The 22,654-nt window shown below is 34.1% G+C and carries 16 protein-coding genes; 1 reads left to right on the top strand and 15 read right to left on the bottom strand.

Translation table 11 applies throughout. From position 1 onward, the window contains the following. Positions 1-2: 2 nt before the first annotated feature. From AAFU52_RS10630 to AAFU52_RS10565, 14 genes are all read right to left on the bottom strand, one after another. Entirely contained in the window at positions 3-1,436 is a 1,434-nt protein-coding gene (locus AAFU52_RS10630; RefSeq protein WP_438426390.1) for a contractile injection system tape measure protein, read from the bottom strand. Beyond that, a complete protein-coding gene (locus AAFU52_RS10625) occupies positions 1,436-5,368 on the bottom strand; it encodes a carboxypeptidase-like regulatory domain-containing protein (protein WP_438426389.1) in 3,933 nt (1,310 codons plus the stop codon). Before AAFU52_RS10625 ends, AAFU52_RS10630 begins: the two co-directional genes overlap by 1 nt. A 12-nt stretch (positions 5,369-5,380) precedes the next feature. Continuing rightward, positions 5,381-8,365 carry a hypothetical protein gene (locus AAFU52_RS10620; protein ID WP_438426388.1) on the bottom strand — a complete coding sequence of 995 codons (2,985 nt, stop codon included), beginning with the start codon at positions 8,363-8,365 and terminating at the stop codon, positions 5,381-5,383. Continuing rightward, a complete protein-coding gene (locus AAFU52_RS10615; protein ID WP_438426387.1) occupies positions 8,358-12,143 on the bottom strand; it encodes a hypothetical protein in 3,786 nt (1,261 codons plus the stop codon). The genes AAFU52_RS10620 and AAFU52_RS10615 overlap by 8 nt, the downstream gene beginning before the upstream one ends. Position 12,144: 1 nt before the next feature. Then, positions 12,145-12,588 (bottom strand): GPW/gp25 family protein, encoded by a 444-nt coding sequence (locus AAFU52_RS10610; protein ID WP_438426386.1) that lies wholly within the window; start codon positions 12,586-12,588, stop codon positions 12,145-12,147. A gap of 10 nt (positions 12,589-12,598) precedes the next feature. Continuing rightward, on the bottom strand, positions 12,599-12,886 hold the full coding sequence (locus AAFU52_RS10605; protein ID WP_106792886.1) for a PAAR domain-containing protein: 288 nt from the start codon (positions 12,884-12,886) through the stop codon (positions 12,599-12,601). Positions 12,887-12,892: 6 nt separating this feature from the next. Continuing rightward, the gene (gene vgrG / locus AAFU52_RS10600; protein WP_438426385.1) at positions 12,893-14,638 is read right to left on the bottom strand and encodes a type VI secretion system tip protein VgrG; all 1,746 of its coding nucleotides are present in this window, start codon (positions 14,636-14,638) and stop codon (positions 12,893-12,895) included. Further along, on the bottom strand, positions 14,635-15,318 hold the full coding sequence (locus tag AAFU52_RS10595) for a CIS tube protein (RefSeq protein WP_438426384.1): 684 nt from the start codon (positions 15,316-15,318) through the stop codon (positions 14,635-14,637). Before AAFU52_RS10595 ends, vgrG begins: the two co-directional genes overlap by 4 nt. Then, complete coding sequence (locus AAFU52_RS10590) at positions 15,318-15,503, bottom strand: DUF5908 family protein (RefSeq protein ID WP_106792889.1); 186 nt, start codon at positions 15,501-15,503, stop codon at positions 15,318-15,320. The genes AAFU52_RS10595 and AAFU52_RS10590 overlap by 1 nt, the downstream gene beginning before the upstream one ends. A 1-nt stretch (position 15,504) precedes the next feature. Further along, positions 15,505-15,972, bottom strand: coding sequence for a phage tail protein (locus tag AAFU52_RS10585; protein WP_438426383.1), 468 nt, complete (start codon positions 15,970-15,972; stop codon positions 15,505-15,507). Positions 15,973-15,994: 22 nt separating this feature from the next. Then, on the bottom strand, positions 15,995-16,423 hold the full coding sequence (locus tag AAFU52_RS10580) for a phage tail protein (RefSeq protein WP_106792891.1): 429 nt from the start codon (positions 16,421-16,423) through the stop codon (positions 15,995-15,997). Positions 16,424-16,476: 53 nt separating this feature from the next. Next, positions 16,477-18,534, bottom strand: a complete 2,058-nt coding sequence (locus AAFU52_RS10575; protein ID WP_438426382.1) for a phage tail sheath family protein — start codon at positions 18,532-18,534, stop codon at positions 16,477-16,479. A 20-nt stretch (positions 18,535-18,554) separates the two neighbouring features. Then, a complete protein-coding gene (locus AAFU52_RS10570) occupies positions 18,555-19,793 on the bottom strand; it encodes a hypothetical protein (protein ID WP_438426380.1) in 1,239 nt (412 codons plus the stop codon). A 104-nt stretch (positions 19,794-19,897) separates the two neighbouring features. Next, the gene (locus tag AAFU52_RS10565; RefSeq protein ID WP_438426379.1) at positions 19,898-20,491 is read right to left on the bottom strand and encodes a DUF4255 domain-containing protein; all 594 of its coding nucleotides are present in this window, start codon (positions 20,489-20,491) and stop codon (positions 19,898-19,900) included. Between the two features lie 430 nt (positions 20,492-20,921). Between AAFU52_RS10565 and AAFU52_RS10560 the strand changes: the two genes are divergently transcribed. Then, positions 20,922-21,995 (top strand): PA0069 family radical SAM protein, encoded by a 1,074-nt coding sequence (locus AAFU52_RS10560; RefSeq protein ID WP_438426378.1) that lies wholly within the window; start codon positions 20,922-20,924, stop codon positions 21,993-21,995. Here AAFU52_RS10560 and AAFU52_RS10555 read toward each other — a convergent pair whose 3' ends face one another. Continuing rightward, the gene (locus AAFU52_RS10555) at positions 21,996-22,649 is read right to left on the bottom strand and encodes an HD domain-containing protein (protein WP_438426376.1); all 654 of its coding nucleotides are present in this window, start codon (positions 22,647-22,649) and stop codon (positions 21,996-21,998) included. It abuts the gene before it with no gap. Positions 22,650-22,654 lie beyond the last annotated feature (5 nt).

Below are 22,654 nucleotides of genomic sequence, written 5' to 3'. Positions count from 1 at the left end.
TTCTAACTTTTATTCCATTCTACAAATAGAATATTCTGCATCCAATCCAACTTTATCGTGGTATAATTCCATGAAACATAGGATAACAAAATATCTACTGTTTGCTCTTTTATATATAAATAGTAAAATCCATTTTTGAATTTTAATTCTCCTTCTCGGATTAAAAAGGTTTCTCTTAAACCATCCGAGGTTGTATTTTTTAATGCTTCCCAATGCTCAATGACAGAGCTTAGTAGCTCATTTATATGGGAATCTAATTTTTTATTTGGCTGTATTTCGGTATCACAATGCTCTCCAGGTTTTAATCCAGATAAGATTTTTGGTAAGGTTAGTTTCCATTCTGGCGCCGTAGTTTCTCCAGTTGCTATGTAGTGAAATAGAATTGGTATTTCGCGTTGTTCTAATACTCCTCCTTTTCTATCAATATACCCTATATTTTTTAGAAACATTGAAAGAAATGGAGCTAACAAAACAAGTCCTGCTTGACCTACATAGGCAATATCATCTTTAGTGTCTATAACAATTTCTTCATTAATGTTTTTTTCTTTATCTGTGCTTTTCTTATTTGAAGGGTCTTTACTAAAAATATATTCTTCAATTGCAAGGAAATCTAATTCTATTTTAACATCGTTATAATCAAAAATTGCAAACAATTCTTCTTCTATTTCTTTTGGAACTTTAAACTTAGCTATAACTGCTTTTGATTGATTGATTTGTTGTTTAATAATCTTTTGTAGCGTTATCGTTAAGGACATATCGCTTTTAGGCAATAGCCTAAAGACTTTAAAATAAAAATCAACCTGATTGATTGGCCATAAAGAATCTGGATTAACAATCTGCAATTGCATTACAGCAGTAAGCCATTTTAATGCATTTTTTTCTCCTAACCATTTCCCTATAAATTCTTTTAACTTGCTAATTTCTTTAAGTTCAAAAAACCTGACAAATACATTCTTACTTTGTATCACTTTTTGCCATCGCATATACAATTCCTTGTTCGCAATAATCTCTTCAAAAAAAGTAACAACCAGATCATTCCATTTCTCATCAGAATAATATTGATTTACCTGACCACTTATAATATATTCTAATACAATATTTGCATTGTATTGTTCTATAGAAACTTTTGAAGATTGATTTTGGTGTATTGATTTTTTTAGAGCACTAAGGATTTGATCGCTAATCAAAGAACATAACTCCACACTATCCTTAAAAAAGTGATCTTCTACATTAAGATTCAATTCTATATTTATTTCAGGAACGTGAATAACAGTATGAATATCCACTAAGTTATTCGCATGATTATCAATAATTTCAAGGATATTCTTTTTTGCCCAATCCACAAAATCATTCCCTTTTAACTCATCACTCGCTAGAGTTTTGAAATCAAATTCTATGAATGCATTATGTATTCTATGTATATGATTCTCTGCCACTAGGATAATAATTGTGTTAATACATCATCTAATTTTTTTAGTAATTGAATATAAGTTACCTTATTTGATGTCTCTGAAGAAACCTTAGCTAGTTCTCCAGTATTTGTTTTTTTCATACTATCTAAGATCTTCTTTTCTGGATTTGTAAATTTGATAGAGTTTCTCCAGGAATTGATCTGCCTGATCATCATACCTAGTACTTTTTCTGTTTTTACTTTTGCCTTATTTACATCTCCCTTTTGACAGCATGCATAGAACAAGGTTAGTTTTAATAAAATCTCATACAGTAAAAGTGCAGGTCTTCTTTGTTTCGAATCAGAAGTTATGATCGAATTCACAGATTTAATGATTTCTAAAATAGCAGAGACCGGTATTTGTCCTGTTAACAGTTTGAATTGCTCTTTTTGAGGTAAGGCCTGAATACTTGAAAACTTATCAATGAATATTGTTTTCAAGGCTATGTATTGCTCTCCACTTTTAAATTCATCGGTACTATTTTTATCAAGAATTTTAAATTTTGCTGCTATTTCATCTATCGGAGTACATAGTCTGGTTTCTGTTAAAACAACATCTGTAGCAAAATCAATAGGTATAGATTGAGACTCTTGGCAAGGACCATTATAAGCTGTTAATTTTGCCGTCGCAGTTAATAAATTTCCGTACTCAATGGGTCCTGGGTCCTTTTCTTCAGAGGTTTTACCGTTTCCAAAATCCCAAGCATATTTTTCTGCAAATAGCGTGTCATTCTCAAATTCTACAATTCGTTTCTCTCTATCAATAATTTTGATTCCGGTACGAAGTTCGGGAACATGATATACTTTAACTGTTATACTTTTTTTACTGTTTTCGTTTGGATAATATGTGATCTCAACTTCTCTAAAAGCAATGTTATCAGGCCTGAAATCATGTGGTACAAATTCATTAGTACTCACCATAGTATCATCTATCTCTAACTCACCTCCTTCTGGTTCTGCTGTTATAGTATAAGATGTGTCATCATTTTCGCAATACTCGTCATATTTCATCTCTAACCTAATTTCAGTTGGATCAGGTTCTGTTTCTCCACCAATAACCATAAAATTCATGGGCATACAGGATGCTTTACACATATTTGGCACAAAGAAATCTGCGATTACAATCCCATCGGGTAATTGATTCACCAGTGATTTTAACTCATCGCTTGTTAGTCTATCACCCTTTTGCAAGCTTTCAAACTCCTTAAAAACTCTGTTAAATTCAAGGCCTTTTACAGATTTACTATTTCTTACCTCCGAAATAGGATTACTCGTATTTGCTGCTCTCTTATATTCTTTAGCACTTACAAATTCTCTAAAATCTCTTGATGCATTATCTATTGTGGCTCTTGACATATTTTCTGCTGCGGCAAATTCACCTATATTTACAACTGTTGAACTTCCTGCCAGCGTTATATTAACATTACTTCTACCTTTAACCTGTTCTTCTTTTGTTTGATAACCAACATAAGAAACAACCAAAACTGCTGTATCCAGATCTGATACCGTAATTGAATAGTTACCATCAAAATCGGAGGTTGTGCCTTGTGTCGTGCCTTTTACAATTATATTTGCTCCTGGTAAAGAAGCTCCTGTAACATCGGTTATAGTGCCCGTAATTGTTGATGTTCTTATTTCTCGTTTATCATTATATACCAATATAAAAGTGCCTCCGGTAGTCACCCCTGCTTTATGCTGTACCCCGCTATTTCTAAAAGCATACATTGCAAATGTTTGATTGGTTATAAAAAGTGCATAGTTGAAAAGAAAATTTCTATAAAGTACGTTAAACACATCCGCTTTACAAATCCATGTCACAGCTGCGAGGCTTTCTTCCCATAAAGAAGGTAATTCTATATTATTATCACTACCAGAGAGATTATCAACTAGTAATAACATGTAAGCCGCAACATTAGATGCATCTTCTAATCTTTGAGTAAGTACATTTATTTTGAGGTCTACCAAGCCATCTGCTAGTGCTTCATGAATTTTTTCCAAATAATACATGAGATAAACCGGATTGAGTAAAAATATCTGATTATTTGCTGCTACAGGAATACCAGCAAATCCTACTGTAGTGCTAAATGCCAATGGAGTAATGTACTCTGCATTTTTTAAAGGAGCATAGAATTTATCAAATGCTTCTCCATATGTATTTGTTTTTGTTTTATAATTTGGGAATTTTTTTCTGACCATATCCGATTCCGGAAAATTATTGGTCTCAGTTACAGGAGAACCAGCCACAACAGGCAAGTTATAGAAATATACCATTACTTTAAGTATTGTACACCTCAACTCGGCAGCATGTGCATCATATTGTGATTCTATATCAGCAAAATAGCATATCAGCTCATCAATTATATCCTTATTACCTGAAATAATTTCGGCCAAGCTATTTTTGTTAGATAATAAACTTCTAAAAAGTTCAAATACATCTCCATTTAATGCCACAACATCAATGGGTAGGCGTTTCTCATTTTTCACTTTATTAACCTGAGCCAAGGCACTTTTCCAGTTCATCCCTAAATGCCCTTCGACTCTAAAGAAATTATGAGGTTCGATGTCATAGTTTAAAGGATCTTTGATATACTTATTTGCTCCATATATATTTGCATCATACGATAAATTAGTATCTCCTTTTTTGAGTCTTGTTTTTTTGAAATTCCAGTGATTATATAATTCATCAGGTCCATTTACAATATCGTAATAATAAGGTATTGCTTTATCAGAAAGAGCGATATCTCCATAATTGCTTGGTGTGACTTTTACAATTCTTCGATCTTCAGTAAATGATGAGAATGGAATTTCCAGTTTCTTAATTAATAGCGCTATCTTTTTTAATAAGAATTTTATTTTTCCTTCTGAACAGCAATTACAAGAAAAAGCAGGAGATTGAATCCAGTGATGTCTAAATTCATCTTCAGAAGAGATTGCATTTCCTAATATCAAATGTCTAGGAAATAAATCCTGGTTGGGGCAGCAAAGGGTCAAACATTCATTACACATTTTTCGCAACTCTTCATAAGCAAAAATTAAATCTGAGAAGAAATCATAATAATACTGTATGTGAAGTAATTGTTGAGTCGTTAGGCTTCCATCAAATAAGAATTTGAAATTATTCCTTAGTCCCAAAAAAGGGTTATTTGGAAATTCGTCTTTTATATAATAGCCTAAAGAACCATAAGCAGCAGTTAAAACTTTTTCCAGATCAAAAATAAAATCTCTATCTAATATCTTAAGAAAGTTCTTCAATACCTCTTGAGAGCTAAGCAATAGAGTACTAGGCACATTATATCTGGGTATTTTTATCTCGGGCCACTCTATACATGAAGATTCATGCAAAAATGGTTTTTTATTTACGCCACTAAATATAAGTTCGTTCAAATTCTCACGATCAACCAATAGTGGTCTATGTGTCACTTCTACTGTACAACCTTTATCATCACAAGAATCTGGATCACAATTTTTGTTATCTACCTTAAGCAGTTCAACAAAAATAACCACCACTTTGTCTTCAAGAAAACTAGCCGTAATAGGCTTTTTTATTTCTGCAGCTCCATTGTTATGCAACAGGTACAACGGAAACTTTTGTTTCTTAGTTATAGCGTTTATAAAAGGAGGGTACATGAACTCCTGCTCGGCAGAAAATTCGTCATTGTAGAATGTATATGTTGTTTCAGGAAAAGGCACCAAATACCCTTTTGAAGTTACTCCAACGCCTTGTGATATTGTTAAAGCTGTCCTACTGGCATTTACACTAACCTCCATACCACACATTACTCCAATACCGATTAAGGCGGTTCTGGTTAGTCGTTGTTGCTCCTCTAAATAGCCAAACATCTGATTAAGGCTTTTCTCTGTAAGCACTTGATCTGCTACAAATTTTGGATACCGATCATGTTGAATAGATTGCCCCATAATAATAATTTTTTAAATGATAGTGCTATTTAACCTAACCCTGTTTTCATCATCCCCATCTTCACAATCATGCAGGGTGGCTTGAGGGTAAACACTTTTTAAGTTTTTAAATATTTCTAGTACTTTTTTTAGTCTATCGTGCAAAATGATTTTATCTGGTTCAGGTTTTGCTAACTCCAACAACCAATCACAATAGGCTTCTTCAAATTCTTGTAATTGTTCTTCTGAAACCCAGCAGATCTTGACACCCAGATGTGCCGGCGTTTCCATACGAATTGTTTTTTCTGCGAACTTCCTAAAGGCAATTCCACTATTTGACACCCCTTGCTCCCCATTTAAAACTACTGTTATTCTGAAGGAATAAGGATCTTCTTCCCCACATACCTTGCAATCTTTTGGAATACAAATTGGAAGAAACGGATCGCCTTCTGGAATGGTAAGGGACGGAAGATTGCGTGGACGCAATAGAATATGTTCTACAACGTATACTTTTTCGCTAAGGATTATTTGATCAATGAATGCCTCTATAGCATCTTTTTGTGTATTCGCATCAGGTTCTAACGGAAAGAGAATAGGTCCAGACGCTATCAAATCTCCATTATTATCTTCTAATTGTATTGCAAATTCAGGACCTTTGGCAATGACCTTGAGATATGTTTTTAATGTTAATTGTGCTATTGCCAGATTAACAGCTTTCTTTAATTGATTCCGTAAATCATATTCTTGATCTACGTCAGTCAATTCTACCCCTATCAAGATATTTTCATCTTCATAATTATCTAAATACCAAGTACCATTCCATTTACCATTAGTATTTTTTTCGACCTGGTATCTAACAAATGAATGTGCTCCATTTAAACCCAGTACAACTTTTATTCTTTCACTTAATCCAGAAGAATTTTCTATATCACAAACTTTTGCTTCATCCTTATAATCAATGGCTTTTGCGCGATTAGAAGAAATAACCGGAAATTTTTCCAAGAAATTAATTTTATCGAAAACAAGTTCTTCTTCTGCTTTTTCTTGTGCCCCATATGTCTGATAAAGCATCAAAGCATATTCACTAAATGATTCAGAAAACCTTGCGAGTAAATGGTCTAAAAATCCATTTCTTCTATCCAGAAACTGACTTCTGTTTTCTAACAAATCATGAAAACCTGTATCATCTATATTTACATATAGTTCGGATACTCCTTTCATTTCATTATCATTAAACAAACCGGCAAAATAACTTTTTGAAATCGTTGGATTAATGGATAATATATCCTTGAATCGTTCTAGCTGTTTGAGATACACCGAAAACAAATGCTCAAATAACAACAGATATGCTTTTAATTGTTTGGTTTGAGCTTTTCTTTGTACGGTTGAAGGTTCTTTTAAACCATGTGGTCCCACTCCATAGGTTTCGGGTAATGAATATTGAAGAGGGTAATGTCCATTATGATTCAAATATTCTCCTTCGGGTACCTTTAAATCATTGTCCGTTTGAATAACTTTATTTTGTTGTCGTATACCTCTCCACATTTGCAACGTATCGTGCAATTCGTCCTGAAACGGAAGAAATGGTAAATCATCTTTAAAGACTAAGACTTTTGAAGCGTGAATATATAATCGAGGTTGGTATCCTTGCTCTATTTTTAGTTCCCAAGGTTGAGATTCAACCAATTTTCCGGCTTCATCATATCGTGTAAGTGCTATATTTTTTACAGCCTCTATTCCTTTAACATCCATCAAAATGTTAATGATATCTGATGTGTACAATGTAGTTCGTAGATTCGAATTATCTAGTTCTTCATCAAGTATAAAACCATGATCCAATTTAGGCCCTTGAAATATCTCTTCTGTATATTTTCCATCTGATAGTAATTCACTTAACGTATAAAATTTTACTACAGGATTTAGATATTCCGTTATCAGGTAATAAGCCTCTCCCAATACTACCTCAATATCTGCATCTGCAGCCATTTCTATATCTGCGCATAACCCAACATCTACGATTGGGATTGTTGATATTTTGCAGTAATCTTCGGCCAAATTTCTATGTATGTTTAAAGTTTTTTTTGCTTTTTTGACAGCTTCATTGGCTTTCTTAAGCTGAAATAAATATTGACTAAAAGGCCCCGTTTGATTGACGTCTTCAAAAACCGTTTTTATATCCTCTTTTTTAATTGCTGCTCTTCCATCATCTGTTTTGAACCAAATTTTTACCGGTAATTCTAAGAGATTAATATGTTCAACTCCATCAGAAGTAGTGACTTTGTAATCCACATCGATTCTCAAAGGATCTCTTAAGGCCCTATAGAATTTTTCATCTGATACATCCAAATGGTAATTAGTTAACTCTATGGCAATTATTTCATTTGCTTGAACTATATTCATTAACCCCAAATCTGATTGTGCTTTGTGCCAAGGGCTAAATCTAATTTCGGCAGTTGCTCTATATTTATTAGTATCAAAACCAAACTGGTGAAAGATTTTTCCTCCGTTCAGATCTCCGTATTGAGAATCCACTTCTAATTCTAATGAAGCATCCCAAAAGCCTTTTATCACTATCGGGTGTTCTGTTTCATCATAGGTTAACTCATTTTCTTTACAGTCTGCATAAAAATCGGGATGACAAGGACAAGGAGTGCAGCTCATCCATGCATTTGCTATCCCGGTTTGATCAATTAGAACTTTGCGCCAGTCATTATTGGTAAAAGGATTAATCGTTAATATTTCGCGAGCTGTATAGAAACATTGATCATCCCATTTTACTTCTTGATTCGTTTGATAGGCCAACAAATCTTCAATTGAAAACCCAAGTTTAAAACCAACTTCTGTTTGAGCGAAGCAAAGAAGCTCCAGTAAAGTGATTCCCGGATCATGAATATTATAATCTGTCCAATATGTGCTACCTAATTTTTCAATTAGTTCAATACCCTTTTTTCGAAGAGCTATATAATCTTCGCTTTCCCTAAAACCAGGGTTTTTTAATATGGTAATGTGCTCATTCATCGTTACAATCTATCACTTTGGTTGTAGTATTAGTTTTAAGAATTACATGCAAATCATGTTTTAATGCAGGAACAGAAACTAGTATTGATCTTGCGGTTGAAGCAATAGCTTCATCAACTTTGGTATCTTCTCCAGATGATTTTATGTGAATTAGCTCAAAGTCTGTCAGAAAATCAACATATGGAAGTTCTTCAATAAAGTCGATTAACACAGATTGATGAATACGACCACCAAAATTTAAATCTGTATCAGAAATAAATGCCCAAGGGCTTAAGAAATTGGTGATGTCTTTTTGGATCACTTCTTTGTAGTAATTAATATCCGGAAATTCATTTCTAAGCGTTATTGTGCATTTCACTTTGACTTGTTCAAAATCAGGTTGTGCAGTATGAATGCTAACCTGGCAAGAGGTTCGCTCATTAAGAAATTCTTCAATCTTTTTTAATGTGCTTTTTTTGGTATACGGTTTTAGTGGATCAATATCATTTCTATTGGCTAAATTGGGAATTGTAATTATTGAAACATTCCCTGGTGCTACTTCATTATAGATCAAATTACCTTCGCTTAATGATCCTCCAATTTTTGTGTGATTAAGGCATTTTACTTTATATATTTCAGGAAATGCCTGTAGTACCAGGCGCTCATAATCCCATATGGTAATTGCTCGGTTTTTATGACGTAATCTTTCTGAAGCTCTTAAATAAAAAGCTTCATCATTCTCTATCGGAGTTCCGTCAAAACTTGTAAATGGTTGTTCGATTTTTTTAATCCTGGCTTCAGGAACAAGTAGTTTCTTGATTTCGCCAGAAGGAGATATCATGGACTCATATGTTGTTTCTTCGGGTATAATTCTCTGAACTTCAATCGAGTTTGGATATATTCCAACTATTTTACAAACTGCATCAGGAGCTTCTTTAACAGAACATTTGATCCATATTAATCCGCTCTCAAAAGCGGTATGCTCAAGACTTGCATCCTTTGGGATAATAAAATTTATAAGACCCGACTCGATCAAACCACTAGTGTTATCTCCAACTCCATCGTCACTAAATTCTTTCCAAACATTATCAGCAGTTAAGTATTCCCATATAAGATGCTCTTCCGGCTTTTCTAATAATGGATCTTCACTACCTTCTTGTACTTGAAATAAAATTGCCTGAGTATCTCCTGGCTGTAAATTCTCTAAGCCAATCAATAAACTACCCTGAGACTTATATACCTCATCTGTTTTTTTGATTAATTTACTTACCAGTTTTGGTAGTTTTGGTGTTTCTGGATTTTGCAATGCATGATGTTGTTCAGCATCACCAAAAGGACCAATATGAAAAAATTCTAAGGGCCTGTTGCTAAATGTGTTTTTATCTGTTATTGTTGATTCGCAATTGGCTTCATAACTAACCGAGAACGATTGCAAAGTTGGGCTATAGGGATAGGCAGGTGCAGTAGCGTTAGGTATATTTTCTTTAAAAAAACTTTGCAGTGCCAAGTAATAGTCTCTATGCCCAAAGTCATTATTGAGTTTAATTTTTAGAAAGCCTTTATTAGAATTAGCACCATAAGATCTCCAAGATTGATCTTTATTTAAAAATAAATCTTTATGTGTATTGGATGATAAGTTAATGTTCAAACTAGTTTTAGAAACAATCTCGGATTCTGCGTCATTATTAACCCTAAACACTTGTTTATCATTATACAAGGACACCCATTTGTTTTTACTTAGTTTTAGGACCTCAACCTTTGGAACATAACCATCATCACCCGTACTTTTTCTATTTGTACTGCGAAAAGAAGTATATTTTATCGAACTCTTAGGGTCGTGATCTATAGCGGATAAGTTAATGCTACCATCCTCCTTCAAAGGATAATCTTTCCAATTGAAATTAAATTTAATTTTAGCTCCTTTTTTATAAAATATCTCATCACTACCTATAATAAAGGAATTACCAATTGTAGGTTCTGGTCCCCAGGGATGAAAAGGTTTAGAAGGATTCAACGGACTACTATCATTGTGCAATTCTAAATTTTTAATTCCATCTTCATTATATGAACCTTCAATCTGACCAACATTAACCTTCAATTTAATTTTGCTAACCGCGGTGCTAACTAATTTATCATAAATAAAAGGTTGATCATCCTGGTGTTCTAGTACAATTTTTAATACTGGCTCTGTAGCGGTAAGATTTCCCAAATGCACATCTTTATTGTATGCCACAATTGGATCTTTGTCAGCAGGTATTGTAAATGTAAAAGTGAATCTCGTTTTACCATTAAGTGTATCTTTTGCTGGTTCTGGAGAATCAATCTCCAGCCATTCTTTTTCCGTTGTGATATATGCCTTGTAGTTAAAATTAGTTATCGAAACGCTTTCTCCTAAAAAGACCTCCATAGTAATAATTCTCAAACCTTCTTTTAATCTTAAAAAGTGTGAAGCAACTGCAAACCCAATTTCGGCTTTGGGCATATTAATAGCTGTTAGTTCTGCATTTTCATATTTTTTAATATGGAAAGGATGCCAGGCAATTACATTATCTTCTAGTTTTTCTCCTAATCCATCTGCACTATTGATAACAGGTGCTGCAAATAATCTGCCTGCATTTTTAGTATTAGGATCTATGTTATCTTCTTCTCCTCCAAAATACAAGGCAGACAAATGCTTTATTTTTGCTTTATTAAGAACTGTTTCTTTAATACTTTCATAAGTAATAATAGTACCTGCCTCATCTTTTGGGCCCATAAATTGCACATCATCTTTTAGGGCATAAGAAGGTGTTATTTTATTTAACTCCAATGCTAAAAATGCTTTATCTGGAGATTGTGATAAAGGCTTAAGTTGCAAAACATTTTTGTAATAAAAATCAAGATGTCGCCCTGTAAGTTCATTCAAATGACCCTTAGTAGCATCTAGCAGTTCTAACCAAGTAAGATAAAGTGCATAATTTGGTTGATGGTTTGGCCAGTCACTTAAGTATGTATTGAGATACTTCTGAGAAAGTTTACTAATAAATGTTACAGAAGCACTAATCTCATCCAAAATACTGGTGAAGAAGTTATGTTGACTTACATACTTTATTTTTTTAGCAAAACCCGATATACTTCCAAAGATCGAAGGATCAGAAGAAATAGCACCGTAATAGGTACTAAAATCTGATGAATCCAAATACCTTTTCCCAGCAAGGCTAGACAAACCAGAATTAATAGCTTCTTCATGCCCCGAAATTGGTTCATGAAAGATATTCAAATCAATTGAAGTGCTATTTACAATTAATTTTTGAGCTGGAGTACCGACCAAAGATGCCTTGTAATACCCAAAGGTTCTTTCTTCTAATGGCAACAATTTTGCCTGTATATGATTAATAAGTATACTACTATATTCTTTATCTTCTTGTGTTAATCGAAACAGCTTATCTACAATAACGAAATAGGAAAAAATGATATCAAAAAGAGAAGTGTATGCTTTTTTTAGTCCAGCATCTTCTGTTTCTATATATAACAATATCTCTCTGATATACTGCGATAATATTTCTGGAGGGTAGCTGGCAGCCAATGCCAACTGTGCACTAATATTGGAAGTAAAGAAAGGTTTCATTGTTCCAACGACAGCATTATTTAATGCGGTGTATCTAATATTATCCGAAAATTTTCCTGCCCATACCATCCAATCTTCTGTAGATTTATCTATAATCTCTACAGATCTTGGGCTCAGTTTGGACAATACTCGTTGTCCTTGACTAGTGCCATTTCGGATTAGTGGGTTTTTATTTTCAGAACAATCACTCATTTTATACAGCTAATGGATGGTTTGTAGTTAAAATATTCATTTCGGTTGCTTCTTCACTATAGAATGGGAACACAAAATTGAATCTGCTATTTGTTGAGCTAACGATATATTCTATTGAAATCAATAGTATTCCTTCGTTTTGTCTAGAATCATCTAGTGTGATTTTTTTTGCATCAATTCTAGGTTCAAAATATAATATGGCTACTCTAATTCGTTCCTTGATTATAGTTTTAGTACCCGCATCTAATGATTCAAACAATAGAGTTTCCATATGACAACCATATTTTGGTTGCATCACTCTTTCTCCGGGTCTGGTTGTCAATAATATTTCTAAACTCTTTTGGATGTCATCGTATAATTCGGTGGTCTCTAACTGACCTTTTTCTCGATTAAATGTAGGAGGGAAACTCCAACCCACACCAATAAAACCTTTTGCCTTATTCATAATTTTATTTTTATCCAATCAAAACTGTTGGTGCTCCTAAAATAATAGTGCCCCCATGAGCCGTTGAATCTCCCATTCTAGCCGCTGGTTTACCTTCTATCATTACTGTCCCTGATCCTGCCATTATTGTATCTGGAGGGCCTACACATGTACACATATCTCCTACACGTGCAGCTGGCATTCCACCTATCATTACAGTACCACTACCCATAGAAATTGGGCCGCCAACATGCGGCACTATCCCGGTTACCATTGGGCAAACATGAAAATCTGTTACTCGTGCTGCTGGTGCTCCCATATTTTTTTAATTTATCATTACCGTACTTCCTTTTACTGCGGTAGAACCTCCTGACGAAAGTTCTGCTCCGGCTCCTCCTTCTAATTTTGCATTTGCTCCACCACCGATCTCAACATTTGCTCCTCCATCCATCTTAATATCTGCTGATGCTTTTAGTTTTATATCTTTTATACTTTTTATCTCAATCCCATCACTATTCATTACAATTTTATTCCCATTACTATCCTCAAGTGTAATGCTCGTGTCATCATCATTCAGAATAGCTTTATGACCTCCTGGTGTTTCAATTGTAATTACTTTTTTATCATCGTCGAATAAAAGTTTTAGTTCTTCTCTGGAGAGATATCCTTTTTCATGATTATCATTTGCTGCTTCGTAAGGTGCAGTGTGTTTACTGCTATGTACTTTTCCTAGAATAACACCATATCTGGGGTCAGAATTTAGAAAACCTGCTATTACCTCATCTCCTATTTCGGGTCGAAAAACCCACCCTCTATTTTCTCCTGCGTCTAATGCACATAACCTCATCCATGCTCCATCATCACTATCATGTACCATTGGTAATCTTACTTGAATTCTTTCTTCTCCATCTGGATCTTCCAGATTTGTAACCACTCCAATTTGTAAACCTTCTGCAGCTGGCAAGAGTGATGAAGCCAAGGGTTGTTCTAGTTTAAATTTTTCTGCAAATCGTTTAGGAGATTCTCCAAACTGGATAAAAGTTTCCCAGTTTCCTTTTTCAATATGATGCCTCACGCCAGAAATCATTACTTTTCCTTCAAAACGTTCACCAACATCTTGTAATTCACAAATTTGCCCTAGCTTGGGAGTATGAATTCCGTCTATCTTAAGTTTACCTCTTATTTTAGAGAGGCGTTGTTTTTTTAGTCTACTATTTGCCCAATTCTGAAGCTCTGCTCCAGATAAAGCCATATGTCTTATTTCTAGTTCATCATTATCTACAACTCCAGCCAAATCAGTTGCTGATATATTTCCCGCCGCCGGAACAGATGGGTCTTGTGCTTCACTATTTATAGCTTCTTGATCTGCCGGATTCCAACTAATAGATTTTAGTGCTTCATATTGATATCGTGCATCAATTTCGGCATCCAGTTCTTTAATGGTACCTCCATACGCTAATGTTAGAATTGGTTCTTGATTAAAATTCGGAGCTTTAAATATTATTTTTGTTCCTTCTTCGGTGGTTACCCAAAACCCATTCTCTTCGGCTCGACAAACCATAAAGTCCCAGTCGGTACAATTGAACTGTACAATCTCTTTATGGGTAATTTCTGAAGAATCGCTATCTATACTAAGCCCATTATCCCTGCAAAGTTGATCTGCAATGTCAGAATCATTTAACTCATGGAAATAGTTATTCTTCAATTTGGTTGTCATCTTAATAGCTTCGTGTCTGCATTCGATAACCAAAACCGAAACACTTTTTCTAACTTTTATACTATGTTTTATGGTGATTCCTTTAAAAACAGTTTCCTCATCATTTTGATATCCTGCCTGGATTTCAATCTGTTTTCCAGGAACCAGTTCTTCGCCATCACTAGATTTAAATCCTTGCTCTGCAGCAGAACCATCCTGTAATAAAATAGTAGCCTTAGAAATACTGTTTATCTCTTCTTGAATTACAATACTCATTACTTTGAATTGCTCAGACATTTTGTTTCCATCCAGAAGTATAGTAAAGGTGGATACCGATTTTGGTTTAGTACTGGGTATGACGTTGACTTCACTCATGCTACAGGTGTATTTTTCTTAAGTGGTGGGAAAAAGATTTCAGTACCAGGAACAAGATCTCTAAAACTCGAAAGTTTGTTCACTCTGGCTATTTGTACATAATGGCCCGAATTTCCATAGATTTCATAACACATCATGGGTAAGGTATCTCCTGCTTTGAGCATTCGATAGTGGGTCATATCGGGTGATTTCTTTTTTTCTTCTGCGGTTCTTAACTCATCATCAACACTACCAATAAAAGAAACTTTACAAATTGCTCGTGTCGGTTTACCTTGTGAGTTAAAAAGCTTGAAGTTGATATTTAATCCTGTACATCTACCTTTAAATGTTAAGCTTCCCCATATGATCTGAAAATGCTTAGGCTCATGAATTTCTCCTTCATACTTTAATAATAGGTCACGAAGCTTTTTAATATCTTCTTCTATCGTTTCTCTCGGTTTTCCATCGATAATTCCTGAGCTGTCAATCAAGAATTCACCTGTCCATTCTCCTGGTTTTGATACAGAAAACTTTTGTTGTGCACTACTAGTTCCTTGTCCTTGCCCATCTTGGTACTCTACTTTATAATCCAGGGTATAAGACTCTGGATTAATCATGGCAGTAAAAGTTTCTTCCTCACTCGGAGTACCAGAATATTCTGCATTTTTGAAAGCTAAAATTCGTAACTTTTTTAGGGCCATTATCTTTCGTTTTTATCTTCAATAATTTTTATGATCTGCTCGACAATATCCTTTGCCATTTTTTCAGGGTTTGATTTTTTACCCACATCTGTATCAGTCAAAGAAGCACTACTGCCTTCTCCTCCTTCAGACTTTCCCTGGTTTACCGATATTTTTACGGTTAGATTTCCTATTTCTAGCGACATATCATCCTTTTTCGATTTCAAAATAATTATACACGATCTCAAGTGTTTCTACCATGATTGAGTTTTCTGTAGCGTTTAAATCACTAACACTCCATTTTCGCGGCCATGCTCTGAAAACTTTCCATGTTAGCAGCGCAGTATGATCACTATTTAGGAGGCTTATGTTCATGTCTACAGGTTCGAATTCCTTATTATAAAGTGCATTTTTGATCCATTTTATAATATCAGAATCAAGTAATAGTCCTCTTTTTAGGGTAAGATCAGAAAATTTACTTCTACCTGGAAGTTTATGTTCAAACAGGTTTTGACCTCCTTCTTTAATATTTTCGACCTCTAACTCCATATTGAGTCCACCAACACTTTGAAAACGGACATCATTGTCATTTCCAACATTGATAAACTCTACCCTGAAATGAAAACCAACAGGAGGGTAATAGCCTCCAGCGGTATGAACACTTTCTTTAGCCACGATTTATATTTAAACGATTAGATTATGGTTTTTGAATCTTCATCCCCTCGTGTGCTACTTCAAGGGTTTCTATAGCGACTTCATTACCATCTGATTTAAGATCACTAGGTTGCCATTTTATCGGAAATGCATTTTTTACATTCCATGTCATAACTGGTTCATGCCCTTCATCTAATAACTTAATAGTAATATCTCTACGTTCTACCTGATTAAGGCTTATGGTATCGATCCAGTCTGAGAAATCAAAATTCTCATTAAAAGTGCCTCGCTTAAAAGTAATGTTACTAAACTTTTGCATCCCAGGCATTTTAATCTTATGAAACTCCGGACTGCTACCATCTCTATATTCTATTGGTTCAATTTGAACATCTAAACCTGTGACTTCACTGAAGCCAAATTTACTTCCACCCCAATCGACGCTGAAATGAAATTTTGGTAATGGATATGCCATGATTATTATTTTTTAATTATGAATTCGTTTATATTTTATGATGCCAAATGGGTTTAGGACTCAGCTAGTTTATGAGAGAATTGAAGTATAATAAACTCTGCAGGTCTTACCACTGCCATTCCTATTTCTACAATCATTCTTCCTTCTAGAATATCCTGAGCAGACATGGTTTTACCCAAACCAACTGCTACATAAAATGCATGTTCTGGCTTAGCTCCTTGTAAAGCACCTTGTCGCCATAGATTAGTTAAAAAATTCTCTATCATAGTTTGTACTTTAACCCAGGTGTTAGAATCATTAGGTTCAAATACAAAAGGTTCTGTAGATTTTTTGCAGCTTTCCTCTACCATATTAAAGAAGCGTCTTACACTAATATATCGCCATTCGTTATCATTACCTGCTAAAGTTCTTGCTCCCCATACCAGGCTTCCTTTACCAGTAAAGCTTCTGATTGCATTAATAGACTTTCCGGCTACAGCATCAACATTAATATTGGCTTGTTCTTCATGACTAATCATAACGGAGGGTCCACTCACTGAATTTACACTCACATTGGCAGGAGCTTTCCATACTCCCCTGGCATTATCTACTTTGGCATATATACCTGCAATGGCACTACTTGGTGGTAACGTATTGATACTTTTCTTAATATGATTAACAATATTACTTATAACAGGATGCTTTTCATATAATGCATCCTGAGCTGCTTTTTTATACCCATTTGCTGCACTAGTGATTGCATCGGCATAGGCAATTAGTTTCTCAAATTCACCTAATACGTCATTAGCTACTTTTCTAGCCATCTCCGGCCTTTCTGTAGTTGTACTATAATCACCATAATCCTTTGTCGTGGCTGTAACGCCAGCGGCTCCACCGGGAAGCCAATCAGTACTTAATGTTGCATACAAACCATCTACTGTGCCTTCATCCGTGTTATCGTTAAGTGCTATAACATCTACATTTTTATCAATCTCTATAATACCTTTAGCCGCTCCTCTTAACATACTTTCGGATTTTGCATAAGAATTCAGATCATTTGCTATTTGACTTTTACTTTTGTCTATTCCATCATACATGGTTTGAAAACCTATAAGTGTATTTCTGCAAAAAGTAAACAGGGATTTTAGTGTAGATTTTGCTGTTGCTGAAGTGCCTGCTTCATCAACCGCTTTCTTAAATGATAGATATTTTTCTTTTAAGTTCGCTTCTTCAGTACCTCCATTTAGAGTTCCATTTGATGACGCTGATTTAACCGTATCCAAATAATCTGAAACTAATGTTACTTCTTCATTAGCGGCATTATAATTATCTATCAATTGTAGATGTTCACTATCTGAAGAAAGTGCTTTTAAAGAGACATCTCCGTTTGAATCATCAATATTATCTTTAAAAGTGCTTAGATCAATTTCTCTGGGATAAGTAGCAACAACCCAAGGTGTATAAGCCGTACCATACTTTAGATTATTGATTCCTATATTATTTCTAAAATTATCTATCGCGTTATCAAGATCTCCTGTAATATTTTCTTTTAAATCAAATAAACCAACTCTATCCTGTAATTTTGCACATTGCTCCAGGGCCATTTGTTGCAGACTATAGAAGCTTGCGTCATCATTACCATCTTTAAGTACATTAGTGGCATCTGGGAATAAAATTATGGTGGGTTCGTCATACTTCTCCAAGGCCTTTACTCCTCCTCTTAGCCCTGTTGCAGGAATTGCATTTTCATCTCCATAAATTGGTTTTGTGCCATATATACCAACGGATACTATGTAGCACTCTCCTCCTCCATTATCAAAAAACAATCTTAGGCTATCATACATTAAATATCGAACATCATTTCCGATACTTATACTGCTAACGGCAAAATTGTTATTCTCATCAACCACAACGTCTATTTTATCTAATGGGTTATCACCACCAAATAACTCCCTAAATTCTAATAATGAAGAAATACGGGTTGGTATCCCAAGGAGTGACCCTCCTTGTTTTTCTGCTTTCTGAGTATAACCCACAAAGGCAGGAATTGCCGTTTCTACTTGGGCAACTGAAGGTGGTAGTTTTGGTATTTCCTCAACATAGACACCTGGTGTTTTAAAAACTGTAGCCATAATGTGTGATTTTAATTATTTTATAAATTCAAAAATGTTTCGCTTACTATATATTTATTTTCATCATCCAGGATAGATAAATCCTCATGTCCCGGGGTTTCCATTTTCTTCAGTATCTCCGAGTTATCATAAGTAACAGAGATCGTATCAATTGCTTTTTCATTCATTCTCACAGGTAACTTGCTTCGGAATATATTTGCTCCCAGGTTATCAAATTCGATAGTACCATCATCATCTGTTATATTAGTTACCTTATCACTTTTACACACATACTTTAATAAATACTGTGCTGGTGCAAATCGAATCTTGTAGTTGCGTGTTTCTATTTCTGTATTGGCCGGAGCGATCATATAGAATTTTCCGTCTTCTTTTAGGAATCGGTATTTTTCTGTGCTTGCCAAAGTTTCATTATGAATATTAATTAGCCCTAAATATGGTTTCCAGTCATTTTCTAATCTGAAATACAGGTATTCTTCTTGTGTATTAATTGTTACTTTATAAATACCTTCTGAAAACGGTATGTTTTCCTGAGTATAAAAATTTAACAAAACACTTTCTATATTGGTGTTGGTAGGGTTCTCGACAGGGCCAATGTTGGTGTTCTTTATTTCGGTATCAAATTGCTTTGAAACTGGATTATATTGAAAGTACTTGATCTCAACATTTGTAGACGGAGTATTTAATAATATTACTTTTTCTGGTCCTGTAAATAATAATCCTGTTGCAGAGGTTACATAACTTACTTTTTCGAGTGCTCGGAATTGATCAGCATTATTAAGATCACCTGTATTAGCGTTTACCTTAGTAAGGCATTCATAAGCAGTATTAGCACCATCTCTAATAATATCATTATATAGATATTCTTGTGTTGCATCAAATACTGGTAATTTTTCATTTAGATATAAAATATCTTCTACAGATTTATCATTTCCGTCAATAATAGAATTTGCATTGCTAAAGTATAGTTTGGTATTGTATGGATCTTTTAATTCATAATTTGTGATTTTTGTGAAATCATAACCAATAACCTCAAGGAAAAATTGAAGGGTAAAATCATTCGAAATTTTAAGATAAGGTTCACTACTATCATTATGCTTCACCAAAACGTATAATTTGTTTTGAATAAATTTTGAAATCAAGCCAGCTCCCCGAAGTATTTTTTGTGTTGAAACAGTTGGTACAATACGTAACAACAAAGGTTTGGTCACAGAAAAATAATCATGTTCTATTTCTATAGTAAATAAAGGAGTGTACTTCATTTGTTTACTTAATTTTGAATATTCCTTAGATCTCGGCTAGTATTACTACCGTATACTTCAAAAATGATAATCGAATTTTGGAGCAAATTCTATATGTATTCAGGTTACTTTAGAGTTCCTGCAATTGCACTTTTCTTCATCTGTATTTCTCTAATTAGGCTACCTTCTATTTTGTTATCTTTATCTGAAATCGGAATCAATTTCATTTTATACAACACAGAGGGTAAGTACTTTCCACCAAGGGTACTCCAGAGGTGGTTGATTTGTTCGAAATTCATGGTATACAATTCTATATGTAATTTCATGATATCTTCATCAAGAGAGGGGAATTTGGGTACGGTAAAAAAATTATTACTTTGAAAACATTGTATAACACTTGAAATCCTACTTAAAGCAGTTGTATATGTCAAATTAGCAGAAAACAACACATATAGATTAACCAATATTTCGGGATTACTTCTAATTACTTTATCTCCCTGTCTATATATGCCATCAGGGTTTTTTGATATTCTATCTTCTTCAATATTTACCAGTGTAATGACTATACCAGAACCTCCCTCTTCATCAGTAGTATCCCCTCCTTCTGCAATCTTGGCGATATTACCAAGTGCAGCATATTTTTCTGTGGATGGACCAAGAATTCCCTGAAAATATTGATTAGTTCTATCTTCAATAAAAGACATAGCTTTACTGATCATAATAAATAAGATAAAATGTGAAAATTAAATGGGGTGTTATTTCTTCAAAAAAACATTCAATAAAGTGAAGATCAATCTTCATGGATTATTGACATTTTGCAATCTGTGCTGTTATTTTTTAATAGATGATTAAACTAGGATTATGGTTCTAAAAGCTTATAGTTATTTCACTATTTCTTGCGGTCATTACGTATTCTACAACTCCTTTTTTGGGTCTCATAAAATACTATTATATATCACAGATTGAAATTACTATTTAACACCATCAACAACAAGGGGTAAATCCCCCTAAACGGCAGGAGCAAATACCTGAATATATCATTCTAACAATTATTACTATCTAAATATTTAGCATTATGGAATAATTCCTTTTTTATATGGAATAATTCCATAATAAATTTTACCTTTATACCTCAAATCATCCATTGTAATGAAAACAAAAAAGCATATAAAAGGCAGAGGGGCTCAAGAAAAAGTTCATAATAGATTTTTTGAACTACATCATGAAACAAGAGATGATTTTCTTAATTATTGTTTTGATCAGGGAGAATCTATAGGTAAACATCAAACTAGGTATATAGAAACGTTTCCAAAAACGATTGTAAACAGAGTAACCAGTCCTGATGTTGGTATGTTATATTCTCTCAATCCATATCAGGGTTGTGAGCACGGTTGTGTATATTGTTATGCCAGAAATTCTCATGAATATTGGGGTTATGGTGCTGGATTAGATTTTGAAACTAAAATTTTGGTCAAAAAGAATGCTCCTGAGTTACTAGAGAAGAAGTTGCGAAATAAAAAATGGAAAGCATATCCGATTTCACTTTCTGGAAATACTGATTGCTACCAACCTATTGAAAAAAAACTTGAAATTACCCGTAAACTTCTTGAAATTTTTCTAAAATACAGACATCCTGTTGGTATCATTACCAAGAATGCTTTAATCCTTAGAGATTTGGACCTTCTCTCTGAATTATCCAGGCATAATCTGGTAGCGGTATACCTCTCTATCACTACATTAAGAGAAGATACACGAAGAATTCTTGAACCAAGAACTGCAAGCATAAAAAAACGATTAGAAACTCTAGAAAAGCTAAACGCTTCAGGGGTTCCTACAAATGTAATGATGGCACCGATAATTCCCTCAATTAATAGTCACGAAATATTACCGTTAGCCAAAGAAATTTCTACTCGTGGTGCAAAAAGCGTTGGATATACAATCGTAAGATTAAATGGGTCCATTGGAAAAATATTCACCAAATGGTTAGAAAATACATTACCCGATCGTAAAGATAAAATACTACATCAAATCATGCAGTGCCATGAAGGCAACCTAAACGATAGTGCTTTTGGAAGAAGAATGAGAGGATCAGGAAACATGGCTCATCAAATTCATCAGTTATTTACTATAGCGAGACAAAAATACTTTCCTCAAGAGCAAAAGGTACATTTAAACTGTGATCTGCATCAATTCTATAAAGATGAGCAGTTACGATTGTTCTGATCAAGACTTTCCTTCCCACTCTTTATAGAACTGTTCTAGAAACTGTTCCATAAATTGATGTCTTTCTATTGCCAATTTTCTTCCGGTTTTAGTATTCATTCTATCTTTAAGTAGCAATAATTTTTCGTAGAAATGATTAATTGTAGGTGATGCTGAAGATTTATATTCTTCTTTGTTCATCTTTAGATTTGGAACAATCTCTGGGTCATACAATACTCTATTTTTAAACCCTCCATAGTTAAAGCATCTTGCGATTCCTATAGCTCCAATGGCATCTAATCGGTCTGCATCTTGTATGACATCTAATTCGGGAGATCTGAATTTCTTATCTATATTCCCTCCTTTGAAAGAAATATTTTCGATGATCTTAATCACATGATCGATAACTGCTTGTTTTACCTGAAGGTTTTCTAAAAAATCCGCAGCTATTTTTGGTCCTATAGTTTCATCGCCATCATAAAATTTTGAATCCGCAATATCATGAAGTAACGCACCCAGTGAGACTATAAAAAAATCAACATCTTCTTCTTTAGAAATTGATTGAGCGTTCTTAAATACCCTTTCAATATGAAACCAATCATGTCCTCCTTCGGCCCCACGAAGTGTATCCTTTACAAAATCAATGGTTTTAGATATAATCTGATCTTCAGCCATACCCA

Source organism: Aquimarina macrocephali (genome assembly GCF_051627225.1).
In the GTDB taxonomy this organism is placed as follows: domain Bacteria; phylum Bacteroidota; class Bacteroidia; order Flavobacteriales; family Flavobacteriaceae; genus Aquimarina; species Aquimarina macrocephali.
This window is presented reverse-complemented; position numbering and strand designations above follow the sequence as displayed.

Coding starts and splice junctions, on each gene's coding strand:
- AAFU52_RS10625 (WP_438426389.1), bottom strand. CDS start 5,368: ATGGGGCAATCTATTCAACATGATCGGTATCCAAAATTTGTAGCAGAT.
- AAFU52_RS10620 (WP_438426388.1), bottom strand. CDS start 8,365: ATGAATGAGCACATTACCATATTAAAAAACCCTGGTTTTAGGGAAAGC.
- AAFU52_RS10615 (WP_438426387.1), bottom strand. CDS start 12,143: ATGAGTGATTGTTCTGAAAATAAAAACCCACTAATCCGAAATGGCACT.
- AAFU52_RS10610 (WP_438426386.1), bottom strand. CDS start 12,588: ATGAATAAGGCAAAAGGTTTTATTGGTGTGGGTTGGAGTTTCCCTCCT.
- AAFU52_RS10605 (WP_106792886.1), bottom strand. CDS start 12,886: ATGGGAGCACCAGCAGCACGAGTAACAGATTTTCATGTTTGCCCAATG.
- vgrG (WP_438426385.1), bottom strand. CDS start 14,638: ATGAGTGAAGTCAACGTCATACCCAGTACTAAACCAAAATCGGTATCC.
- AAFU52_RS10595 (WP_438426384.1), bottom strand. CDS start 15,318: ATGGCCCTAAAAAAGTTACGAATTTTAGCTTTCAAAAATGCAGAATAT.
- AAFU52_RS10590 (WP_106792889.1), bottom strand. CDS start 15,503: ATGTCGCTAGAAATAGGAAATCTAACCGTAAAAATATCGGTAAACCAG.
- AAFU52_RS10580 (WP_106792891.1), bottom strand. CDS start 16,423: ATGGCATATCCATTACCAAAATTTCATTTCAGCGTCGATTGGGGTGGA.
- AAFU52_RS10575 (WP_438426382.1), bottom strand. CDS start 18,534: ATGGCTACAGTTTTTAAAACACCAGGTGTCTATGTTGAGGAAATACCA.
- AAFU52_RS10570 (WP_438426380.1), bottom strand. CDS start 19,793: ATGAAGTACACTCCTTTATTTACTATAGAAATAGAACATGATTATTTT.
- AAFU52_RS10565 (WP_438426379.1), bottom strand. CDS start 20,491: ATGATCAGTAAAGCTATGTCTTTTATTGAAGATAGAACTAATCAATAT.
- AAFU52_RS10560 (WP_438426378.1), top strand. CDS start 20,922: ATGAAAACAAAAAAGCATATAAAAGGCAGAGGGGCTCAAGAAAAAGTT.
- AAFU52_RS10555 (WP_438426376.1), bottom strand. CDS start 22,649: ATGGCTGAAGATCAGATTATATCTAAAACCATTGATTTTGTAAAGGAT.